The 18487-nt window shown below is 69.4% G+C and carries 17 protein-coding genes; 9 read left to right on the forward strand and 8 right to left on the reverse strand.

Annotation, left to right across the window (positions count from 1 at the left end; translation table 11 throughout):
- Positions 1–6: 6 nt before the first annotated feature.
- Positions 7–1134 (reverse strand): VWA domain-containing protein, encoded by a 1128-nt coding sequence (locus ACWGKS_RS02440; RefSeq protein ID WP_452521543.1) that lies wholly within the window; start codon positions 1132–1134, stop codon positions 7–9.
- Between the two features lie 14 nt (positions 1135–1148).
- Positions 1149–2570, reverse strand: coding sequence for a sigma 54-interacting transcriptional regulator (locus tag ACWGKS_RS02445; protein WP_358508820.1), 1422 nt, complete (start codon positions 2568–2570; stop codon positions 1149–1151).
- Positions 2571–2698: 128 nt separating this feature from the next.
- Here ACWGKS_RS02445 and ACWGKS_RS02450 point away from each other — a divergent pair, with 128 nt between their 5' ends.
- A complete protein-coding gene (locus ACWGKS_RS02450) occupies positions 2699–3853 on the forward strand; it encodes an FIST signal transduction protein (RefSeq protein ID WP_358508819.1) in 1155 nt (384 codons plus the stop codon).
- A 155-nt stretch (positions 3854–4008) separates the two neighbouring features.
- Positions 4009–5322: a hypothetical protein gene (locus ACWGKS_RS02455; RefSeq protein ID WP_358508817.1), complete on the forward strand. Its 1314-nt coding sequence runs from the start codon at positions 4009–4011 to the stop codon at positions 5320–5322.
- 11 nt (positions 5323–5333) lie between these two features.
- Here the strand turns inward: ACWGKS_RS02455 and ACWGKS_RS02460 are convergent, their stop codons facing one another.
- From ACWGKS_RS02460 to ACWGKS_RS02470, 3 genes are all read right to left on the reverse strand, one after another.
- Complete coding sequence (locus ACWGKS_RS02460; protein ID WP_358508815.1) at positions 5334–5933, reverse strand: RDD family protein; 600 nt, start codon at positions 5931–5933, stop codon at positions 5334–5336.
- 146 nt (positions 5934–6079) lie between these two features.
- Positions 6080–6577, reverse strand: a complete 498-nt coding sequence (gene greA / locus ACWGKS_RS02465; RefSeq protein WP_358508813.1) for a transcription elongation factor GreA — start codon at positions 6575–6577, stop codon at positions 6080–6082.
- Positions 6578–6726: 149 nt separating this feature from the next.
- On the reverse strand, positions 6727–7143 hold the full coding sequence (locus ACWGKS_RS02470) for a DUF4307 domain-containing protein (RefSeq protein WP_358508811.1): 417 nt from the start codon (positions 7141–7143) through the stop codon (positions 6727–6729).
- A gap of 168 nt (positions 7144–7311) precedes the next feature.
- Here ACWGKS_RS02470 and mca point away from each other — a divergent pair, with 168 nt between their 5' ends.
- The gene (gene mca / locus ACWGKS_RS02475; RefSeq protein WP_358508809.1) at positions 7312–8190 is read left to right on the forward strand and encodes a mycothiol conjugate amidase Mca; all 879 of its coding nucleotides are present in this window, start codon (positions 7312–7314) and stop codon (positions 8188–8190) included.
- Positions 8191–8195: 5 nt separating this feature from the next.
- Positions 8196–8498, forward strand: coding sequence for a hypothetical protein (locus ACWGKS_RS02480; protein ID WP_358508807.1), 303 nt, complete (start codon positions 8196–8198; stop codon positions 8496–8498).
- A 34-nt stretch (positions 8499–8532) separates the two neighbouring features.
- Here the strand turns inward: ACWGKS_RS02480 and ACWGKS_RS02485 are convergent, their stop codons facing one another.
- Together ACWGKS_RS02485 and ACWGKS_RS02490 are read right to left on the reverse strand one after the other, a co-directional pair.
- A complete protein-coding gene (locus ACWGKS_RS02485; protein ID WP_358508805.1) occupies positions 8533–9363 on the reverse strand; it encodes an SDR family oxidoreductase in 831 nt (276 codons plus the stop codon).
- Positions 9360–10496, reverse strand: a complete 1137-nt coding sequence (locus ACWGKS_RS02490; RefSeq protein WP_358508803.1) for an MBL fold metallo-hydrolase — start codon at positions 10494–10496, stop codon at positions 9360–9362. The genes ACWGKS_RS02485 and ACWGKS_RS02490 overlap by 4 nt, the downstream gene beginning before the upstream one ends.
- 125 nt (positions 10497–10621) lie before the next feature.
- Between ACWGKS_RS02490 and ACWGKS_RS02495 the strand changes: the two genes are divergently transcribed.
- A complete protein-coding gene (locus ACWGKS_RS02495) occupies positions 10622–11641 on the forward strand; it encodes an AraC family transcriptional regulator (RefSeq protein WP_358508801.1) in 1020 nt (339 codons plus the stop codon).
- 32 nt (positions 11642–11673) lie between these two features.
- Positions 11674–13707, forward strand: a complete 2034-nt coding sequence (locus ACWGKS_RS02500) for a thioredoxin domain-containing protein (RefSeq protein WP_358508799.1) — start codon at positions 11674–11676, stop codon at positions 13705–13707.
- A 15-nt stretch (positions 13708–13722) separates the two neighbouring features.
- On the opposite strand, the gene ACWGKS_RS02505 is transcribed toward ACWGKS_RS02500, so the two are convergent.
- The gene (locus tag ACWGKS_RS02505; protein ID WP_358508797.1) at positions 13723–15090 is read right to left on the reverse strand and encodes a serine/threonine-protein kinase; all 1368 of its coding nucleotides are present in this window, start codon (positions 15088–15090) and stop codon (positions 13723–13725) included.
- 299 nt (positions 15091–15389) lie between these two features.
- On the opposite strand from ACWGKS_RS02505, the gene ACWGKS_RS02510 reads away from it, so the two are divergent.
- The 3 genes from ACWGKS_RS02510 (at position 15390) to ACWGKS_RS02520 (ending at position 18476) form a co-directional block, all read left to right on the forward strand.
- Positions 15390–16001, forward strand: a complete 612-nt coding sequence (locus tag ACWGKS_RS02510; protein WP_358508795.1) for an RNA polymerase sigma factor — start codon at positions 15390–15392, stop codon at positions 15999–16001.
- A 93-nt stretch (positions 16002–16094) separates the two neighbouring features.
- A complete protein-coding gene (locus ACWGKS_RS02515) occupies positions 16095–16856 on the forward strand; it encodes an isoprenyl transferase (protein ID WP_067606920.1) in 762 nt (253 codons plus the stop codon).
- Positions 16857–17123: 267 nt separating this feature from the next.
- Complete coding sequence (locus tag ACWGKS_RS02520) at positions 17124–18476, forward strand: PhoH family protein (RefSeq protein WP_358508793.1); 1353 nt, start codon at positions 17124–17126, stop codon at positions 18474–18476.
- The last annotated feature ends 11 nt before the right edge of the window (positions 18477–18487 follow it).

An 18487-nucleotide genomic window follows, 5' to 3' on the forward strand; every position in this document is an offset into this window, starting at 1 on the left:
CCCGGTTCAGTCCTTCCCGTCGAGGTAACGCCCGACCACCAGTGCCCCCAGGGCCTCGGCGTCGGCGTTCACCACACGCACCCCGCGTCGCCGCTCCAACAGCTCCCGGAAGGCGCGCAACCGGGGATCGTCGGCCAACAGGAAGAACGTCAACTCCGTACCCTCCGCCAACGCCGCGTCCAGCTCGGCCGTGGTGACCTCCACCGTGCGCGGGGTGGGCGGCCAGGCGAACCGCGCGTCGCCGTCCTCGCCCAGGTGCGCCGTGGGCTCCCCGTCGGTGACCACCATGATCACCGGACGCAACCCCCGGTGTCGCCGCAGGTGGGCACGGGCCAGGTGCAGCGCGTGCTGGAGGTTGGTGCCGGGCACCCGACGCCAGTCGTGTTCGACCAACTCCGCGGGCGTCATCTCCCGGGCCCGGTCGCCGAACCCGATCACCAGCATCCTGTCCTCGGGCCGCCGGGTCCGCACCAGGGTGTGCAGGGCCAGGGCCGTGCGGGTGGCGGCCTCGTGCAGGCCGCGCGTGGTCATCGAATGGGACAGGTCGACCAACAGGCACACCGCGGCCGCGCCGGTCGGTTCGGTCTCCGTGTAGCGCAGGTCGTCGGTGCGCAGGGGCGCGCCGTCGGCCGCCGTGAGGTCTCCCGCGGCGGCGCGTCGCACCATGGCCGCGCGCATGGTGGCCACGGGATCCAAGGGACGGTCGAGGCCGTCGTGCCGCACACTCGCGCCGGTCGTTTCGCCGGCGTTCCCGGAACCGCCCCGGTGGCCTCCGCCCCGCACGCTCGGCGCCGCCTCGATCTCGGCCAACGCCACCTCGCCCAGCCGGCGCAGCTCGCGTGGGGTCAACCCGTGGTCGGCCTCGTCCAACCGGTCCAGTCGTTCCCGCCCCTGGGCGCCCAGCAGGGCGCTCAACGCCAAGGCGTCCACCTCGTCCAGGGCGGAGCGCTCTCCGGCCGCGTAGCGTTCCAGGGCCTCCTCGGCCGCGACCAACGGCGCCGAGTCCCGATCGACGAGTTCGGCGGAGATCAGCGCGCGCAGCTCATCGGCGGCGCGCACCGCCTCACCCGGCGGTGGTTCCTCGTCGGCCAACGGGTCGGCCCCGCCCATGTACGCCCGGTACCGAAACCTCACACCACACGCCCCTCTCAGAACCGGTACACGCCACCGTCGGGCGCGGTGTCCTTGGACAGTCGTCGTTCCAGGTACAGCCCCTCCAACGCGAACTCCACCACGGCCGCGGCCAGCCCAGGTGTGGGCGGCCCGTCCGTCTCCTCCGGGGCCGCCCGTTCGATCAGTCCGGCCAGACCCGGCACCGTTCCCACCCGGCGCAGCAGCTCGGCGGCGCCCACCAGGTCACCGCTCTCCACCGTGCCACCGCCGGCGAAACGGTCGCTCAACGGTTCCAGGTCGGCCTCGCCCATCCTGGCCCGGAAGGTCTCGGCGATGGCGCGGCGCAACAGCGTCTCCAAGATCGAGGACTCACGTCCCTCCATCCCGGTCTCGAACTCGACTTTGCCCAGGAGGGGTTCGGCCACCCCCGCCAGGTCGCAGACCCGTGCCACCGGCACTTCCTCACCGATCAACGCCGCGCGACGCAGGGCCGAGGCCGCCACGGTCTCGGCGGCGGCCACGGTCAGCCGCACCGACACCCCCGACCGTTGGTCCACCCGATTGGAATCGCGCACCAGGCGGGCGAATCGGGCCACCGTCTCCAACAGGTGTGAGGGCACGACCGTGCCCTCGGACAGATCCGCCTCCTGCCGCAACAGAGCCAACTCGTGGTCGAGGTCGGGCGGGTAGTGGGTGCGCACCTGGGCGCCGAAGCGGTCCTTGAGCGGGGTGACGATCCGTCCCCGGCTCGTGTAGTCCTCCGGGTTGGCGCTGGCCACCAACAGCAGGTCCAGCGGCAGCCGCAGGTTGTAGCCGCGCACCTGGAGGTCGCGTTCCTCCAACACGTTGAACAGCGCGACCTGGACCCGCGCCGGCAGGTCGGGCAGCTCGTTGACACAGAAGATCCCCCGGTTGGCCCGGGGCAGCAGCCCGTAGTGGATCGTCTCCGGATCGCCGAGGGAGCGGCCCTCGGCCAGCCGGGCCGGGTCGACGTCGCCGACCAGTTCGGCGGTACCGGTGTCGGGGGTCGCCAGTTTCTCGCCGTAGCGTTCGTCCCGGTGCCGCCAGCGCACCGGGAGTTCATCGCCTTCGGCCGTGGATCGGCGGAGACAGGACGGACAGGTCGGCGCGTAGGGATGACAGGAGATCGGGCAGTCCGCCACCGTGGGAGACCACTCGTCGAGCAGCCCCGACACCGTGCGGATCAGCCGGGTCTTGCCCTGCCCGCGTTCCCCGAGCAGCACCACGTCGTGGCCGGCGATGAGCGCCCGCTCCAGTTGGGGCAGCACCGTGTGGTCGAACCCGTGGACACCGGGGAAGCGGGGCAGCCCCGAGCCCATGCGGGCCAGGAGGTTCTCGCGGACCTCGGCCGCGGTGGACCGGTGGACATGGCCGGACCCGCGCAGTGCGCCGAGGGTGCGCGCGAACCCGCCTGGAGGTGGTGAGGCATAGGTCACGGCAAGCAGTGTAGGCCCGGGAGAGTTTGAGGGGCCAGATGCAGGAAAGTCCCTGGGGGACGAATGGAAGAATGGGGCCGTGAGGTTCCCATGGTCGGTGTCGTGGCCGGCCGTAGACGGGGGTGGCAGTGACAAGGTTCGGCGATGCTCTGACGACGGGGGCCGACCTCGTGAACGCGGCCGAGCGTGCTGTTCTCCACGCACTGGAACAGGTGGATGGACTCGCCGATCTCGTGTGCTTCTTCGTCAGTGGGGCGGATCCCGACGAGGTCTCGCTCGCGGGCTTGAAGGTCATGGAGTTGTCCGGCGGCGCGATCACCCTGGGCTGCAGTGGGAGCGGTGTGGTCGGCGGCGGTCGCGGTGTGGAGGGACAGGGCGCCGTGAGTGTCTGGGCCGCCCGCCTTCCCGACGTGGAGTTCACCCCGTTCCGGCTGGACACGGTGGTGGAGGAGGAGCAGCTCGCGGTGGTGGGCATGCGCGAACCCGGACCGAACGACCGGGTCGGCATCCTGCTCACCAACCCCTACGAGTTCCCCACCCAGGCGTTCGTCCGTGAGACCACCGCCGCCTTGGGCGGGCTGCCGCTGGTCGGCGGGATGGCCGACGGCATGCGCGGTGAGGAGTCGGTACGGCTGTTCAGCGACGGCGAGGTGGTGGACAACGGCGCCATCGGCGTCCTCATCGGTGGTGAGGGTGTGCTGGGCACCGTGGTCAGCCAGGGCTGTCGCCCGGTCGGCCCGGCCATGACCGTCACCAAGGCCGAGGGCAACCTCCTCCTCGAACTGGCCGGGGGCAACGCCTACGAGAAGCTGGAGGAACTGGTCGAGGAGCTCTCCGACGAGGACCGTGAGCTCGCCGAACGTGGACTGCACATCGGGGTGGCCATGGACGAGTACGCCGAACAGCACGAACACGGTGACTTCCTCGTACGGAGCCTGGTGGGCGCCGACCCCGAGTTGGGCGCGTTGACCATCGGCGACATGGTGGAGATCGGACAGACCGTCCGCTTCCAGGTCAGGGACGCCGGCACCGCCGACGAGGACTTCGCCCGCAGACTGACCGAGTTCGGGGCCGAACACGCCGTCGGCGGCGGGCTGCTGTTCTCCTGCAACGGTCGAGGCGATGGCCTGTTCACCCGCGCCGACCACGATGTGCTCGCGGTCCGGCGGATCCTGGGCGCCGCTCCGGTGGCGGGGTTCTTCGCGGCGGGGGAGATCGGACCGGTCTCCGGGGTGAACCACGTACACGGGTTCACCGCCTGCCTGCTGGCCTTCGCTCCCTGACGCATCCGGTAGGACCACGATCGTCTCATTCCAAGTCGGACTTTTACCGCCGTATCACCAACACCCGACGTGGGCTCCTTGAGTGTGCGCGCGTTCCGTTAGTTACTGAGAGTGACTATTTTATTCACTTCGGGTAATTGGCGAGAGAAGGAACGATGGCGCAGAATCGGCGCACCACCGCGCCCTTGGTGGCACTGGGGGCATTCGCCCTGCTGGCCCCGTTGACGGTCCCCGTTGCGGCCTCGGCGGAGACCACCTGGCTCGAACAGGACCTGTCCTCCACCGACCGGATCGGTCTGGCCCTCGACTCGGGGGCACTGCGCCTGGAGACGGGAGAGAGATCGGGGGCCTCGCTCCGACTGGAGACCGCGGAGCGGCGCACCGGGTTGGCGACCTTCCCCGAACAGGAGTTGGAGACCCCCACCGACACCGTCGACGTGGCCGTGACCACCACCGGTGACGAGGAGGAGGTCCTCACCGAGGCCCGGGGCGTTCGCGCCGACGGCATGTGGACCGAGTGGCACCCGGCCCGATCCGGCGGGGGCCGGGTGGCCCTTTCCTCGGAGGTCACCGAGGTGCAGCTGCGCGTCGAGATGTCCGCCGAGGGGGAGCGGAACGACACCTCCGTCACCGACGTGCGTCTGCGCCCCGTGGAGTCCTCGTCCACCGACGCCGAAGCGGAGGCCGACACCGAGGCTTCCGCGCGGGACGACGACGTGCCCACCCCTTACTCCGCCCGGCTCTTCGCCACCCGCATCGGTCTGGTCGGCAACACCACCGCCAACGGTCACACGGTGCGCCCCGACGACCACTTCGTGGCCCTGCCCTCCCGCAGAGGCCTCGCCAACCGAGGTGGCGGCGAGTACACCGTCCGGGTGTGCACCACCGGCGAACTCGGGCCGGACGCCACGGGCGACACCGAGAACCACAAGGCGCGCTGTGCCTACCTGCCGGTGTGGGACGTGGGCCCGTGGAACATCACCGACGACCACTGGAACGAGGATCGTGAGTCCTGGCCCGACCTGGACCGGGGTCGCCCCCAGTCCCAGGCCGCCTTCACCGAGGGCCACAACGGTGGACTGGACGGGTTCGGTCGCCGAGTGGGGAACCCCGCCGGCATCGACCTGGCCGACGGAGCCTTCAACGAGGGGCTGCAACTGCCCACCAACGGCTGGGTCCAGGTCGACTACCTGTGGACCGCCGAGTACCGCGATCGCGCGGAGATCATCACGGACACCCAGAGCGACCCGGTGGTCGTACGCACCGGCCCGTCCACCCACCACGACACCGTCGGTCTGGCCGCGCACAAGGCCAACGTCGACGTGGCCTGCCAGGTGGTCGGCGACACCGCCAACGGACCGAACGGCACCGACGACGTGTGGTACCGGATCGGGGAGGACCACTACGTTCCGGCGGTCTTCGCCTCGGGCGGCTCCGAGGCCCCGCAGTGCCTGCCCGACCAGCCCTGAGCCGGTTTCGGTCAGCCGCGGGTGCGGATCACCACGGTTCCGGCGACGCGGTCGTGCAGGGCACGTTCCCGGTCGTCACCGAACATGGCCATCGACTCCCCGAGGGAGAACAGGTGGCCCAGACACGGCAACGACTGCGGCAGGCAGAACAGCATGGACCGGCCGATGGCCTGGCCCTGGTTCAGCCTGCCGCCGTCCGCCGCGTCGACCACCTTGATGCCCACCATCATCTTGCCGAGGGTGCTGCCCCAGGCGATCAGGTAGAGCCAGTCGTAGAAGAACAGCAGTAGGCCCCAGCCGAAGAGGAACAACGAGCCCCAGAGGGCTCCTTCGGCGTCGCTGGTCGCGCTGTCTCCTCCGTTCGCCAGCACCATGAAGAGCACCATCACGAGGAAGAACGCGAAGGCGGCGACGGTCGCCAGGACCGCGTCGATGGCCCGGGCGACCAGACGGATGCCGAACCCGGCGGGACGAGCCGGTGGCGGTGGCGGGGGCGGGGGGAGTGGAGAAGCCGACTGTGCGGGAAGCGGCCCTCCGTAGGACCAGCCACCGTTCTGCGGCGGTGGTCCGGCCTGATACGGGTCTTGGGGGTTCCAGTAGGGCGAGGGCATGCGGCCGCCGGTTCCTTGAGTAGAAGGGGTTCAACGAGCGGGGTTCAAATGCAGAGTACCCAGCCATGGGCCCACCGGCCACACGACGAGGGGCGGCCGTGGCCGCCCCTCGTCATGTGGTCTCGTCCGTGCGACGACCGGACGTTTCACATGCCGTAGGGCACCGCTCCGATGATCTCCACACCGAGGCTCTTGCCGTTGGGGAGCGCGTAGCTGACGGTCTCGCCCACACGCTTGCCGTTGATCGCCGAACCCAGCGGGGACTTGGGGGAGTACACGTCGATGGGGGACCCACTCTCCTCCCTGGAAGCGAGCAGGAAAGTGACCTCCTCGTCGTCACCCTCGAACATGATGGTGACGGTCATGCCGGGTCCGACCACGCCCTCGGTACGGGGCGTTTCGCCGACCCTCGCGGTGCGCAGGATCTCGGTGAGCTGGAGGATGCGGGCCTCCATCTTGCCCTGCTCCTCCTTGGCGGCGTGGTATCCGCCGTTCTCCTTGAGGTCGCCCTCCTCTCGGGCGTCCTCGATCTTCTCCGCGATCTCGATGCGCCCACGCCCCGACAGGTGGTCCAGCTCGGTCTTGAGCCGGTCGTACGCATCCTGGGTGAGCCAGGTGGCGTTGTCATCGCGGGTCTGGGTCACGGGAACTCCTTGTGTACTAGTAGCAAAGGCCACCAGGCGGCCAGAGCTGAACTTACGAGAATATCACCGAGCGCGATCAGGCGCCCGGTGTCCGTGCTCTCGGGGTTCCGCCCCGCTCCTGGGTACCCGGCCGGGGAGGACTCGGTCGATCAGTCTTGCGAACCTTGTTCCCTGCAAGAGGCCACTTCTACCGTGCCGGCCTCACGAACCGTCTCGATGCTCGCCTCGACCATCCGGTTACCGGCCTCGACCTCGACCCTGCTCGTACCCACCTCGACCATCTGCTCGTCCAACGCGCGCAGCAGGCACTCGGCGCCGTCCTTGCTGTTCACCTCGAAGGAGATCCGCGCCTCGTCGGCCGATGGCGCCGTGACCGTCACCACCTGGTGGTACACGCCACCGCCCAACCCGTTGTAGCTCATCACGGAGAATCCCCAACCGAAGGTGACCGCCACCGCGAAGATGGTGCCGACGATGAAGAAGACGGGCCCGTTGCCGTGGCGCTTACGGAGCGCTGGAGCTGTGTCGGCACTGTTCACGGCATCATCTTCCGGGGTCGCTGACATTGGGAATCTCCGAGCGAGGGGATGGTGTTGTCTAAGATATCCCCGACCTGACAGCCCCCCTACGCGGCCCGCACGTGAGTCGTACGACGTCGTGGACCACCGGGGGCACGGCCGTGCCCCTGACCAGAGGTCGTCCAGGTCGTCGACCGAGCCAAGGAGAATCCTTCGTTGTCCGAGCGCCTGCGGCTTATGGCCGTCCATGCCCATCCCGATGACGAGTCCAGCAAGGGTGCCGCCACCATGGCGCGCTACGTCCAAGAGGGCGCGGAAGTGCTGGTCGTCACCATGACCGGTGGTGAACGCGGCGACATCCTCAACCCCGCGATGGAACGCCCGGAGATCCGGGAGAACATCACCGAGGTACGCCGTCAGGAGATGAACCGGGCCCGCGAGATCCTGGGGATCGAGCAGGAGTTCGCCGGTTTCGTCGACTCGGGTCTGCCCGAGGGCGACCCACTGCCGCCCCTGCCCGAGGGGTGTTTCGCCACCCTTCCGGTGGAGGAGGCCGCGGCCCCTCTGGTCGAGGCGATCCGCCGGTTCCGCCCGCACGTGATCCTCACCTACGACGAGAACGGCGGTTACCCGCACCCCGACCACATCATGACCCACAAGGTGTCGATGCACGCCTTCGACGCCGCGCCCGAACCGGACGCCTACCCGGGCACCGGAGACCCGTGGCAGCCCCTCAAGCTGTACTACTTCGTGGGCTTCCCGCCCGAGCGCTTCGACGCGCTCGCCGAGGTCCTGACCGAACGCGGCCTGGAGAACCCCTTCGAGGACTGGGCCGCGCGGATCAAGGACGGCGACCGCCGTCGCTGGGAGATCACCACTCGGGTGCACTGCGGTGAGTACTTCGACGTCGCGCACGACGCCCTGCGGGCCCACGCCACCCAGATCGATCCGAACGGGTTCTGGTTCGCGGTGCCCAACGAGATCGTGGCCGAGGCCTGGCCGACCGAGGACTACCACCTGGTCCGGTCCCTCGTGGACACCGAGGTCCCGGAGAAGGACCTCTTCGCGGGGGTCCGGGAAGCAATGAGAGTATGAACGACATGAACACCCTTCTCGCGTCCACGATGGTGCTCGCCGACAGCTTCTCCTTGGACAAGGACACGGTCACGCCCGGCGTCATGGGCTTCCTCGCCATCTTCGCGATCGGTGTGGCCCTGTTCTTCCTCATGCGCAACATGACGGGCAAGCTGGAGGGTGTCTCGGAGCGCGCCGAGGAGGCCGGAGAGAAGCCGTCCGGGCCGAACATCTACGCGAGCGAGTCCGACGAGGCCGCCGAGACCGACACCACGAAGGTCGAGGCCTCCGGTTCGGACAAGGCCGACAGCGGTACGGACAAGGGTTAGCGCCGCGTCGGCCAGGGTTCACCCCGTCGCGGCACTAGTTCTTCAGGGATCGGAGCATCCTGCGTTGGGTGCTCCGTCCCATGGCCACCGCCATCGGTAGTGCCCACAGCCCGAACCCGGGCAGGGCGTCGGCGAGCCGGGACTGCCATCCCCGCCATCGAGGCAGGATCGTCACGGGACGAGGCCGGTCGAGGACGCGGCCGACGGCCCTGACCACCTCCGCCGGCCGCAGCAGCCTGCCCGAGAAGGACAGCGCCGATTCGGGGTCGTGGAGTTTGTCGTGCAGCATCGGCGTCCAGATCCCGTCCGGGCACACGCACGAGACGTCGATGTCGCGCACCCGTGCCAGTCGTAGGTCGGCGAGGGTGCTGAGGCTGAAGCCGATGGCGGCGTGCTTGGACCCGGCGTACACGGCCTCGCCGGGCACGGCGGTGATCCCGGCCAGGGACACGATGTTGACGATGTGGCCTCCTCCCCGTCCGAGCATGGTCCGGATCGCCGTCACGGTGCCGTTCACGGTGCCCAGGCCGTTGACGCCGAACAGCAGGGACCGGGTCGCCTCGTCCTGTTCCCACGCCGGTCCGGTGACCAGCACCCCAGCGTTGTTCACCCACACGTCCAGTCGTCCGGCGCGGGCCAGGATCTCGTCGCCCGCCGCGACGACCTCGGCCTCTTCCCGAACGTCCACCCGCATCGATGTGGCGCGCGGGCCAAGGTCCGCGGCGGTGGCCGCGGCGGCTTCCCCGTCGACGTCGGTGATCAGCACCGTGTACCCGCGCTCCACCAGCAGCGCGGCGATCTCCCGCCCCAGCCCGCGCCCCGCGCCGGTGACCACGGCACCTGCGGGCCCTGACCTCACCGTCATCGTGCCTCGCCCCCACGGAGTTCGCCGTAGGAGACGCCTCCATGCGCGAACGTCGGCATCACCGGCCAGAACCGCTTCCACGGTGCGAGTTCCGTCGAGGGGAGGATCTGTAGCCAACGCGGGTCCCGACGGCACGGGTCCGCGAGGATCTTCTCCTTGACCATCGAGTCGTACTGGTCGAGCGAGTCTTCGAGGGTGTTGGCGTTCGGACAGATCTCCCGGCCGTAGCGCCGGTGGTACCCGCGCACTCCGGGGATCTTCGACAACTCTGGTTGCCAGTTGTCCAGAGCGATGCCGTTCTCGGAGGAGACCCACACACCGTCGGGGGTGTTGAGCAGCAGAGAGTGGTTTCCGTCCGTGTGCCCGGGCGTCCACAGCAAGGTGACGCCCGGACCGAGTTCGACGTCCCCGTCGAAGGTCACGAACGACGACCGGTCCACGCCGCTGAGCCCGTCCTCCACGTACCACGCCCACTGCATCGGGTGCAGGGACTCCAAGGTGGCCAGTTCACGGGAGTGCACCAACATCCGCGCCGAACCGAAGAGGGGCGGGCGCGGGCGACTCTCGCCGGGGATCACCCGGCTCGACCCGAGGATCATCCGGGGGTCCTGGACGTGCAGGTGGTCGAAGGTGCAGAAGTCGATGTCCTCCGGGGCGAGCCCGAGCTTGGTCAGCGCGTCCGCCGGCTCGTTGTAGTACTTGAGCAGGAAGGCCTCGGCCAGCCGGGTCCCACCCGGGATCCTGCGCATCAGCTCCTGGAGGTGGTGGTAGAACGGGGCCTCCGCCGAACCGTCCGGAACGGTCGGTTCGAACACCAGGGTGCGCGGACGCCCCTCCCAATCGTCGTACTGCACCACCACCATGCGGTTGATCATCGCGATCATCGGCAGGGTCGGTACCGACACGGCGTTGTTGAAGGCGAACGCGACCGGATAGGGGGCCGCGGCGATGTCCACCGATCGCACCGCGCGCACCGTGCCCTGGGACTTGAAGCGTTCCTTGTACGCGTGGGCGGCCTCCTTGACCGCGCTCAGTCGTTCTCCGCGCGGCCAGACGTCATGCACCCCCTCGAACTCGGGTACGCCCCGCGCGCCGATGTCGGCCAGGGTGTCCTCGGTGTGACCGGTGCTCATCCTCGTTCTCCGCTCCTCGGAACCGCTCTTCTCACGGCACCCTAGGAACCAGGGTGTGGGCTGGGACACTCTTCCTCCGGCCAGGGAGTTAACATTTTCGGACACGCGTATGGACGGAGGAGGGAATGCCGGTGCATCGGTGGGACCTGCCGCGCGGTCCGGCCAGCGCCCTACTGCTGGTGCGGCTGGGCGGGGAACACTCGGTGTCCAAGGGCACCGTCCTCCATGGAACCCGCATCGCCCTGGCCGACCTGGAGGACCCGCACACCCTGGTCACCGCGGAGCAGGAGACACGGATCGTCCGGAACCTGCTCGACGCGCTCCCGACCGTCGAGGCGCTGCCGGTGCTCGCCGGTTCCCGCTATCACCTCACCACGCACGGCATCTGGGGGTTCGCGATCTCCGGCAGCCCCGATCTGCGCTCGGCGATCGGCGTGGGGCTGCGCTACCTCGCGTTGACCTGGGCCTTCTGTGACATGAGGGTGGTCGAGGGTGGCGGCCGGTCACGCCTGCTGTTGCGGTCCGGACACCTGCCCGAGGACGTCCGGCGCTTCTTCGTCCACCGGGAACTGGCCTCGATCATCGCGTTCGGTCGTGAGCTCGGGCTGGCGGAGGAGCAACTTCCCGAGGTGCGTTTGAGGGGTCGCCCGCCCACCGACCCGGAGCCCTACACGAGGCTGTTGGGCCCACGCGTCCGCTTCGACGCAGAGGAGGACGCCTTGGTCCTGGACGCGGTGGAACTCGACCGGCCGCTGCCGCGCGCCGACGCGCACACCGTCGCCCTGGGCGAGGAACAGTGCCGGCGGCTGCTGGGGGAGAGGTACGGACGTTCCGGGGTGGCCGGACTGGTCCGCGGTCACCTGATGTCCGGGTTCCCGGACGTCCCCGACATCGAGGTGGTGGCCGGGCGACTGCACGTCAGCTCACGGACGTTGCGCCGGCGGCTCGTGGCCGAGGGCACCTCCTACCGCGTGCTGTTGGACGAGGTCCGTGAAGGGTTGTCGGAGGAACTGCTCGCCGCGGGATGCACGGTCGAGGAGACCGGACGCCGGCTCGGTTACCGCAACACCCCGAGCTTCACCACGGCGTTCAAACGCTGGAAGGGGACGGCGCCCCGCGTGTACCTGGCCCGGGTGGGGACCTGACCCGTCGGACGAGGGCCGGCAGAGTGGGATACATGCCCAACCGCCTGAGCGACGCGACCAGCCCGTACCTGTTGCAGCACGCCGACAACCCCGTGGATTGGTGGCCCTGGGGTGAGGAGGCCTTCGCCGAGGCCCGCCGCCGCGACGTCCCCCTCCTCATCTCGGTCGGATATTCGGCCTGCCACTGGTGCCACGTCATGGCCCACGAGTCCTTCGAGGACCCCGCGACCGCGGACCTGATGAACACCCTCTTCGTCAACATCAAGGTCGACCGTGAGGAACGCCCCGACGTCGACGCGGTGTACATGGAGGCCACCCAGGCCATGACCGGCCAGGGCGGCTGGCCGATGACGGTGTTCGCCACCCCCGACGGGGCGCCCTTCTACTGCGGCACGTACTTCCCGCGCGAGCACTTCCAGCGGCTGCTCCAGGGGATCACCTCGGCCTGGCGGCACAAGCGGGTCGACCTCGTGGAGCAGGGGCGACGCGTGGTGGACGCGCTGAGCGCACCACGTCGCCTGGCGTCCTCGCCGCCGCCGACCGCCGCCGACCTGGACCTGGCCGTCCAAGCGCTGATCCGTGACTACGACGCCACCTCCGGCGGGTACGGCGACGAGCCGAAGTTCCCGCCGTCGATGCTCTTGTCGTTCCTCACCGCGCAGCACGAACGGACCTTCCCGTTCCAGACCGCCGACGAGCCCACCCCGGCCGCGCTCATGGCGGGCGGCACCGCCGTGGCCATGGCGCGCGGCGGCATCTACGACCAGCTCGGCGGGGGCTTCGCCCGTTACTCGGTGGATCGGGGCTGGGTGGTCCCGCACTTCGAGAAGATGCTGTACGACAACGCCCTGTTGCTGCGGGCCTACACCCGGCTGAGTCGTCGTCCCGCCGAAGGCGACGCGGGGGCCGACTCCGACCAGGAGCTGCTGCTGCGCGCCGCCCAGGAGACCGCCGACTGGATGCTGCGCGACCTGCGCACCCCCGAGGGCGGGTTCGCCTCGGCCTTGGACGCCGACAGCGAGGGTGAGGAAGGCACCTATTACGTGTGGACGCCCGAGCGGCTGCGCGAGGTCCTGGGCGAGGAGGACGGCGCGTGGGCGGCCGAGCTTTTCGACGTGACCGAGGAAGGCACCTTCGAGCGTGGTTCCTCCGTCCTACAGTTGCGCTCCGACCCCGACGACCCCGAACGCTACGACCGGGTGCGCGCCGCCCTGCTGTCCGCCCGCGCGGACCGCGTGCCGCCGGCCCGCGACGACAAGGTGGTCGCCTCCTGGAACGGGTTGGCGATCGCCGGTCTGGCCGAGGCCGGGGCCCTGCTGGGGCGCCCCGAGTGGATCACCGCCGCCCGCGAGGCAGTGGACCTGCTCCTGGACGTCCACCTGCGCTACGGACGCCTGGTGCGCACCTCGCGCGACGGCGAACCGGGCCCCGGTACGGGCGTGCTGGAGGACTACGCGAACCTGGCCGAGGGGCTGCTCGCCCTGCACGGGGTGACGGGTGAGGCCCGCTACGTGCGGGAGGCCGGCGGTCTGCTGGACACGGTCCTGGACCACTTCGGCGACGACGAGGGCGGGTTCTTCGACACCGCGGACGACGCGGAGAAGCTGTTCAGTCGCCCCCAGGACCCCACGGACAACGCCACCCCCTCGGGCCGGTTCGCCGCCGCGTCCGCGCTGCTCACCTACGCGGCGCTCACGGGGAGCGAACGCCACCGGGAGGCGGCCGAGGGCGCACTGTCGGTGGTGCCGCTCCTGGCGGAGAAGGCCCCGCGCTTCGCCGGTTGGGGCCTGGTCGCCGGGGAGGCCCTGCTGACCGGGCCGCGCGCCGTGGCCGTGGTCGGTGACATCGGCGATCCGACCGTCGAGGAGATGGTCCGCGCGGTCCTGCGCTGGGCGCCGCTGGGCACCGTCCTGTCCCGAGGCGACGGACGTGACAGTGGGGGAGTGCCCCTGCTGGAGCACCGCGCGCCGATCGAGGGGAAGGCGACCGCCTACGTGTGCGAGGGCTTCACCTGCAAGCTCCCCGTCACCACCGTCGAGGAACTCCTCGCACAGCTCGCAGGGTGAGGCCGCCGAGCGCCGCTAGCGGAGCCGGACGTTGTCGATGATGGTGTCCACGACGTCCGGCCGGTAGTCGGGCTGGCGGATCTCCATGTACACCGTGCGCGGGGTGTCGGGCGGGTGCACCGCGATCGAGGTGAACGTACCGTTGTCGTTGCACTCTGGCCATTCCCAGAGCATGCCCTCCCACCGGTCGGTGCGCACGGAGCGCTCCTCGGGCTGCCCCGCGCACGGGTCGGTCTCGGCCACCCGGCGCAGGTCGGGGGAGCCGGGCAGCACCGTGGCGTACACCCCGTAGGACTCCTCGTCGGTGGCGTTCCAGTGTTCGGCGTCGGTCGCGGCGAGCAGCCCGGGACCGGCACCGGCCTCGGCCACGGCCGGTCGCGCCTCCTGGTCGGGGTGGAACTCCCGGGCCCACACCGAGGGCACGTCCACGCGCACGTCCTGGGCCGCGTGCCGGACGGTGGTCAACGACATCCCCGGGGATCCGAGTGAGGCGGTCATGACGAAGGCGAACACCCCGCAGACGAGGGCGAGGGCGCCGCTCCGCCGCCAGGGCATGCGGGACAGGGACCACCAAGGGGCCGCCTTGGGCAGGTCGGGCGACATACGGATCGCCCTGACCCGATCGGTGAAGGTCTTGGCGTCGCTCGGCCGGTCCTCGCGGTCCACCGATAGCGCGGCCAGGATCAGTTCGTCCAGTGCGGGAGGCAGGCCTGGCCGGATCCGGCCAGGCGCGGCCCGTACCGGCGGGCGCGGCGGCGACTGGCCGGTCATGAGTTCGTAGGCGACCGCGCCCAGCGAGTACACGTCGGAGCGCACGTCCAGGTCGCCGCCGGGCATGCTCTGCTCGGGCGACATGTAGCCGGGGGTTCCCGCGGCGGCGGTGAACCCGGAGGCCTCGTCGATGGACTTGGCGAAGCCCAGGTCGGCGACGAGCACCCGCTGACCGACGGGGGAGGACTGGAGCAGCACGTTGGACGGCTTGATGTCGCGGTGGATGGTGCCGTGGTTGTGCAGCACGGTGATGCCCTGGCCGATCTCGGTCAGCAACCTCAGGGCCTCGTCCAAGGGGAGTTGACCTCGACGGACGAGGTCGGCGACACTGCCTTGGTCGGCGTAGGTCATCACCATGTAGGGGCGGCCGTCCGGCAGTACGTCGACGTCGTGCACCGCCACCAGCCAGGTGGAGTCGGTCTGACGCAGGATGCGCGCCTCTTCCAGGAACCGGTACTGGATGTCCATCTGATGCGCCCAGTTCTCGGCCAACACCTTGATGGCCACCGGGTAGTTCAGAAGGTCGTCCTGGGCCAGCCAGACGGTGGCGAACGAACCGGACCCCAAGCGCCGTATGACGCGGTAACGTCCAAAGGCCTCCGGTTGGCTCATTTCCGCCTCGGTCTGTAGGGGGTGAATACGCGTTCGTTGCCCACTAATACACCATCTGCGCCTTGGCGATGGCTTCCGCGGATATGATCCCGTTCCCGGGTAGCGCCGACGCCATCGGTGCGTGGAGACTGGAGGAGCCCCTTCGGGTTCTCCGCCTTCGTGGGACAACGCCGCGTGGGATTAACGGGATCGGCGCGTGAAGTCGAGTGAGGTAACGGAGCCGAACGGGGTTCGTGGACGTCCAATAGACGTGTGAACTCACGAACGGACGTCTGTCGTCAGCCAGGAAGAGACGAACCATGGGTAGTAGTGACCGACCGGACAACGAGGAGCGCCCCACCCCCCGCCGCCGGGTGGCGAGCAACGTCGACGAGGAACTCGAGGATCTCGCGCGCCGGGCCAAGGAGGGTGACGCCGTGGCCCTGGACGACCTGCTCCGTCGTATCCAGCCCGAGGTACTGCGCCGCTGCGCCCGGTTCCTGCCCTACCGCCAGGACGCCGAGGAGGCCTGCCAGGACGCGCTCCTGCGGGTGGCCCGCAAGATCGACAGCTTCAAGGGCGACTCCCTCTTCACCACTTGGCTCTACACCGTGGTGTCCAACTCCGCACGTCAGACCTACCGGTCCATGAAGCGTCGCTCCGCCGAGTTCCCCACCGAGGCCGAGCGCATGCCGCATCAGAGCGACCCCCGGACCACCAGTGTGATCGCCGGTTCCCGGATCGACCTGCTGGAGGCCCTGGACCAGCTGGAGAAGGACCGCCCCAACCTGGTGGCGCCCCTTGTCCTGCGCGACCTGTGCCAAATGGACTACAACGAGATCGCCTCCGAACTGAATCTGGCCTTGGGTACGGTCAAGTCCCGCATCCACCAAGGGCGCAAACACGTGCGCAAGTCGCTCGCCGTGACGTGAGCGCCCCGGGCGAACTACTCTGGACCCATCCCCGTCGGCATATCCGTCGCCGGAGTGCGCCGTCCTTTGATCCAGCTCTGAGAGGTTTCGCCAATGGGGCTCCGTGACCCCCTGTACTGGCTGTACGAGCGGCGGCTGGAACGCCGTCTGACCAGCCAGGAGATCCCCCGGCACGTCGGTGTCGCCATGGACGGAAACCGGCGTTGGGCCAAGAGCAGCGGTCTTCCGGGCGCCGAGCAGGGCCACCAGGCCGGGGCGAACAAGATCTTCGAGGTGCTCGGCTGGTGCAACGAGATCGGTGTGCAGGTCGTCACCCTGTGGATGCTGTCCACGGACAACCTCACCCGGGACGAGGCCGAGCTCGGTCCGCTCGTGCGCATCATCGAGCAGACCATCGCCCGGCTGCGCGAGGAGGGGTGGAACACCCGCCCCGTCGGGGCTCTCGACGTCCTGCCTGATTCGACCGCTCGTGCCCTGAAGGAGGCGGAGGAGGCCACATCCGGAAACCCGGGTCTGGTTGTCAACGTCGCCGTCGGGTATGGGGGTAGGCGTGAGATTGCCGATGCGGTTCGGTCCCTCCTCCACGAGGAGGCGGCCAAGGGCACCGATATCCAGGAGCTGGCAGAGCGCCTGGACATCGAGGACATCGCACGGCACATCTACACGCGTGGACAACCCGACCCCGACCTGCTCATCCGCACCTCGGGTGAACAGCGTCTGTCGGGTTTCATGCTGTGGCAGAGCGTTCACTCGGAGTTCTACTTCTGCGAGGTCTTCTGGCCTGCCTTCCGCAGAGTGGACTTCCTGCGTGCCCTGCGCTCCTACGGCGCGCGCAATCGGCGCTTCGGCTCCTGACCCCCGTCGGCCCTCCCACCAACCTCTCGTAACGAGGAGTTCATGGGGAGGTCGGCTCGGGCCCTGGAAAACGGGCTCTGGGGCGCGTAGCGTCGATGACAGCGGATGGCGTTCGCCCATCCGTTCGGGAGGCCCCGGCTCATTGATCTTCTCCGCCCTGGCGGGATGTCGACGAGGAGGGCCGGACCCGGCCCTCGTGGGCCTGGTCCCGGTCCTCCATGATCCCGTGACAGTAGGGCGCCCTCGCGGTGCCCAAGGGGAGAACGAGTGGCTAGTTCCTCGACCGATCGCCGTGACACCCAGTCCCCGACCGCCCCTCAGGCGGTAGAGGGTACGCGCGTCTACGTGCTCGACACCAGTGTCCTGCTCGCCGATCCGGTGGCCATGAGCCGGTTCGCCGAGCACGAGGTCGTCATCCCCGTGGTGGTGATCACCGAGTTGGAGAGCAAGCGTCACCACCCGGAGCTCGGGTACTTCGCACGCGGCGCGCTGCGCCGCCTGGACGACCTGCGGGTCGCCCACGGCCGTTTGGACGTCGCCGTCCCGGTGAACGAATACGGCGGCACACTCCGGGTGGAGCTCAACCACAGCGATCCGACGATCCTGCCGGCGGGCTTCCGGCTCGGCGACAACGACACCCGGATCCTGACGGTGGCGCGCAACCTCCAGGAGGAGCATGAGGAAGAGGACGCCGTCGTCCTGGTGAGCAAGGATCTGCCGATGCGGATCAAGGCCTCCTCCATCGGTCTGCAGGCCGACGAGTACCGGGCAGAGCTCGCCATCGAGCACGGCTGGACCGGGATGTCGGAGCTGGACGTGCCCGCCGCCAACATCCAGGAGCTGTTCTCCCAGGGGGACAGCGAGATCGAGGAGGCCAGGGAACTGCCCTGCCACACCGGTCTGGTGCTCGTCTCCGAACAGGGCCGGGCGCTCGGCCGGGTCCAGGCGGACAAGTCGGTGAAGGTGGTGCGCGGCGACAAGGACGTGTTCGGTCTGAAGGGCCGAAGCGCCGAGCAGCGGATCGCCCTCGACCTGCTCACCGACCCCGACGTCGGCATCGTCTCGCTCGGTGGTCGTGCCGGTACCGGCAAGTCCGCGCTCGCGCTGTGCGCCGGTCTGGAGGCCGTCCTGGAACGCGGCCAGCACCGCAAGGTGATGGTGTTCCGCCCGCTGTACGCGGTGGGCGGCCAGGACCTGGGCTACCTGCCCGGCACCGAGAACGACAAGATGACGCCCTGGGGCCAGGCGGTGCATGACACGCTGTCCGCGGTGACCAGCGAGGACGTCATCGAGGAGATCGTGGACCGCGGGATGTTGGAGGTCCTGCCGCTCACCCACATCCGGGGTCGGTCCCTGCACGACGCGTTCGTGATCGTGGACGAGGCGCAGTCCCTCGAACGCGGGGTCCTGCTGACGGTGTTGTCCCGACTCGGGGAGAACTCCCGGGTGGTGCTCACCCACGACATCGCCCAGCGCGACAACCTGCGGGTGGGCCGCCACGACGGGGTGGTCGCCGTCATCGAGAAGCTCAAGGGCCACCCGTTGTTCGCCCACGTCACCCTGAACCGGTCGGAGCGTTCCCCGATCGCCGCCCTGGTCACCGAGATGCTGGAGAGCTGACCCGACGAACC

The organism is Nocardiopsis sp. NPDC055879, from assembly GCF_053615935.1.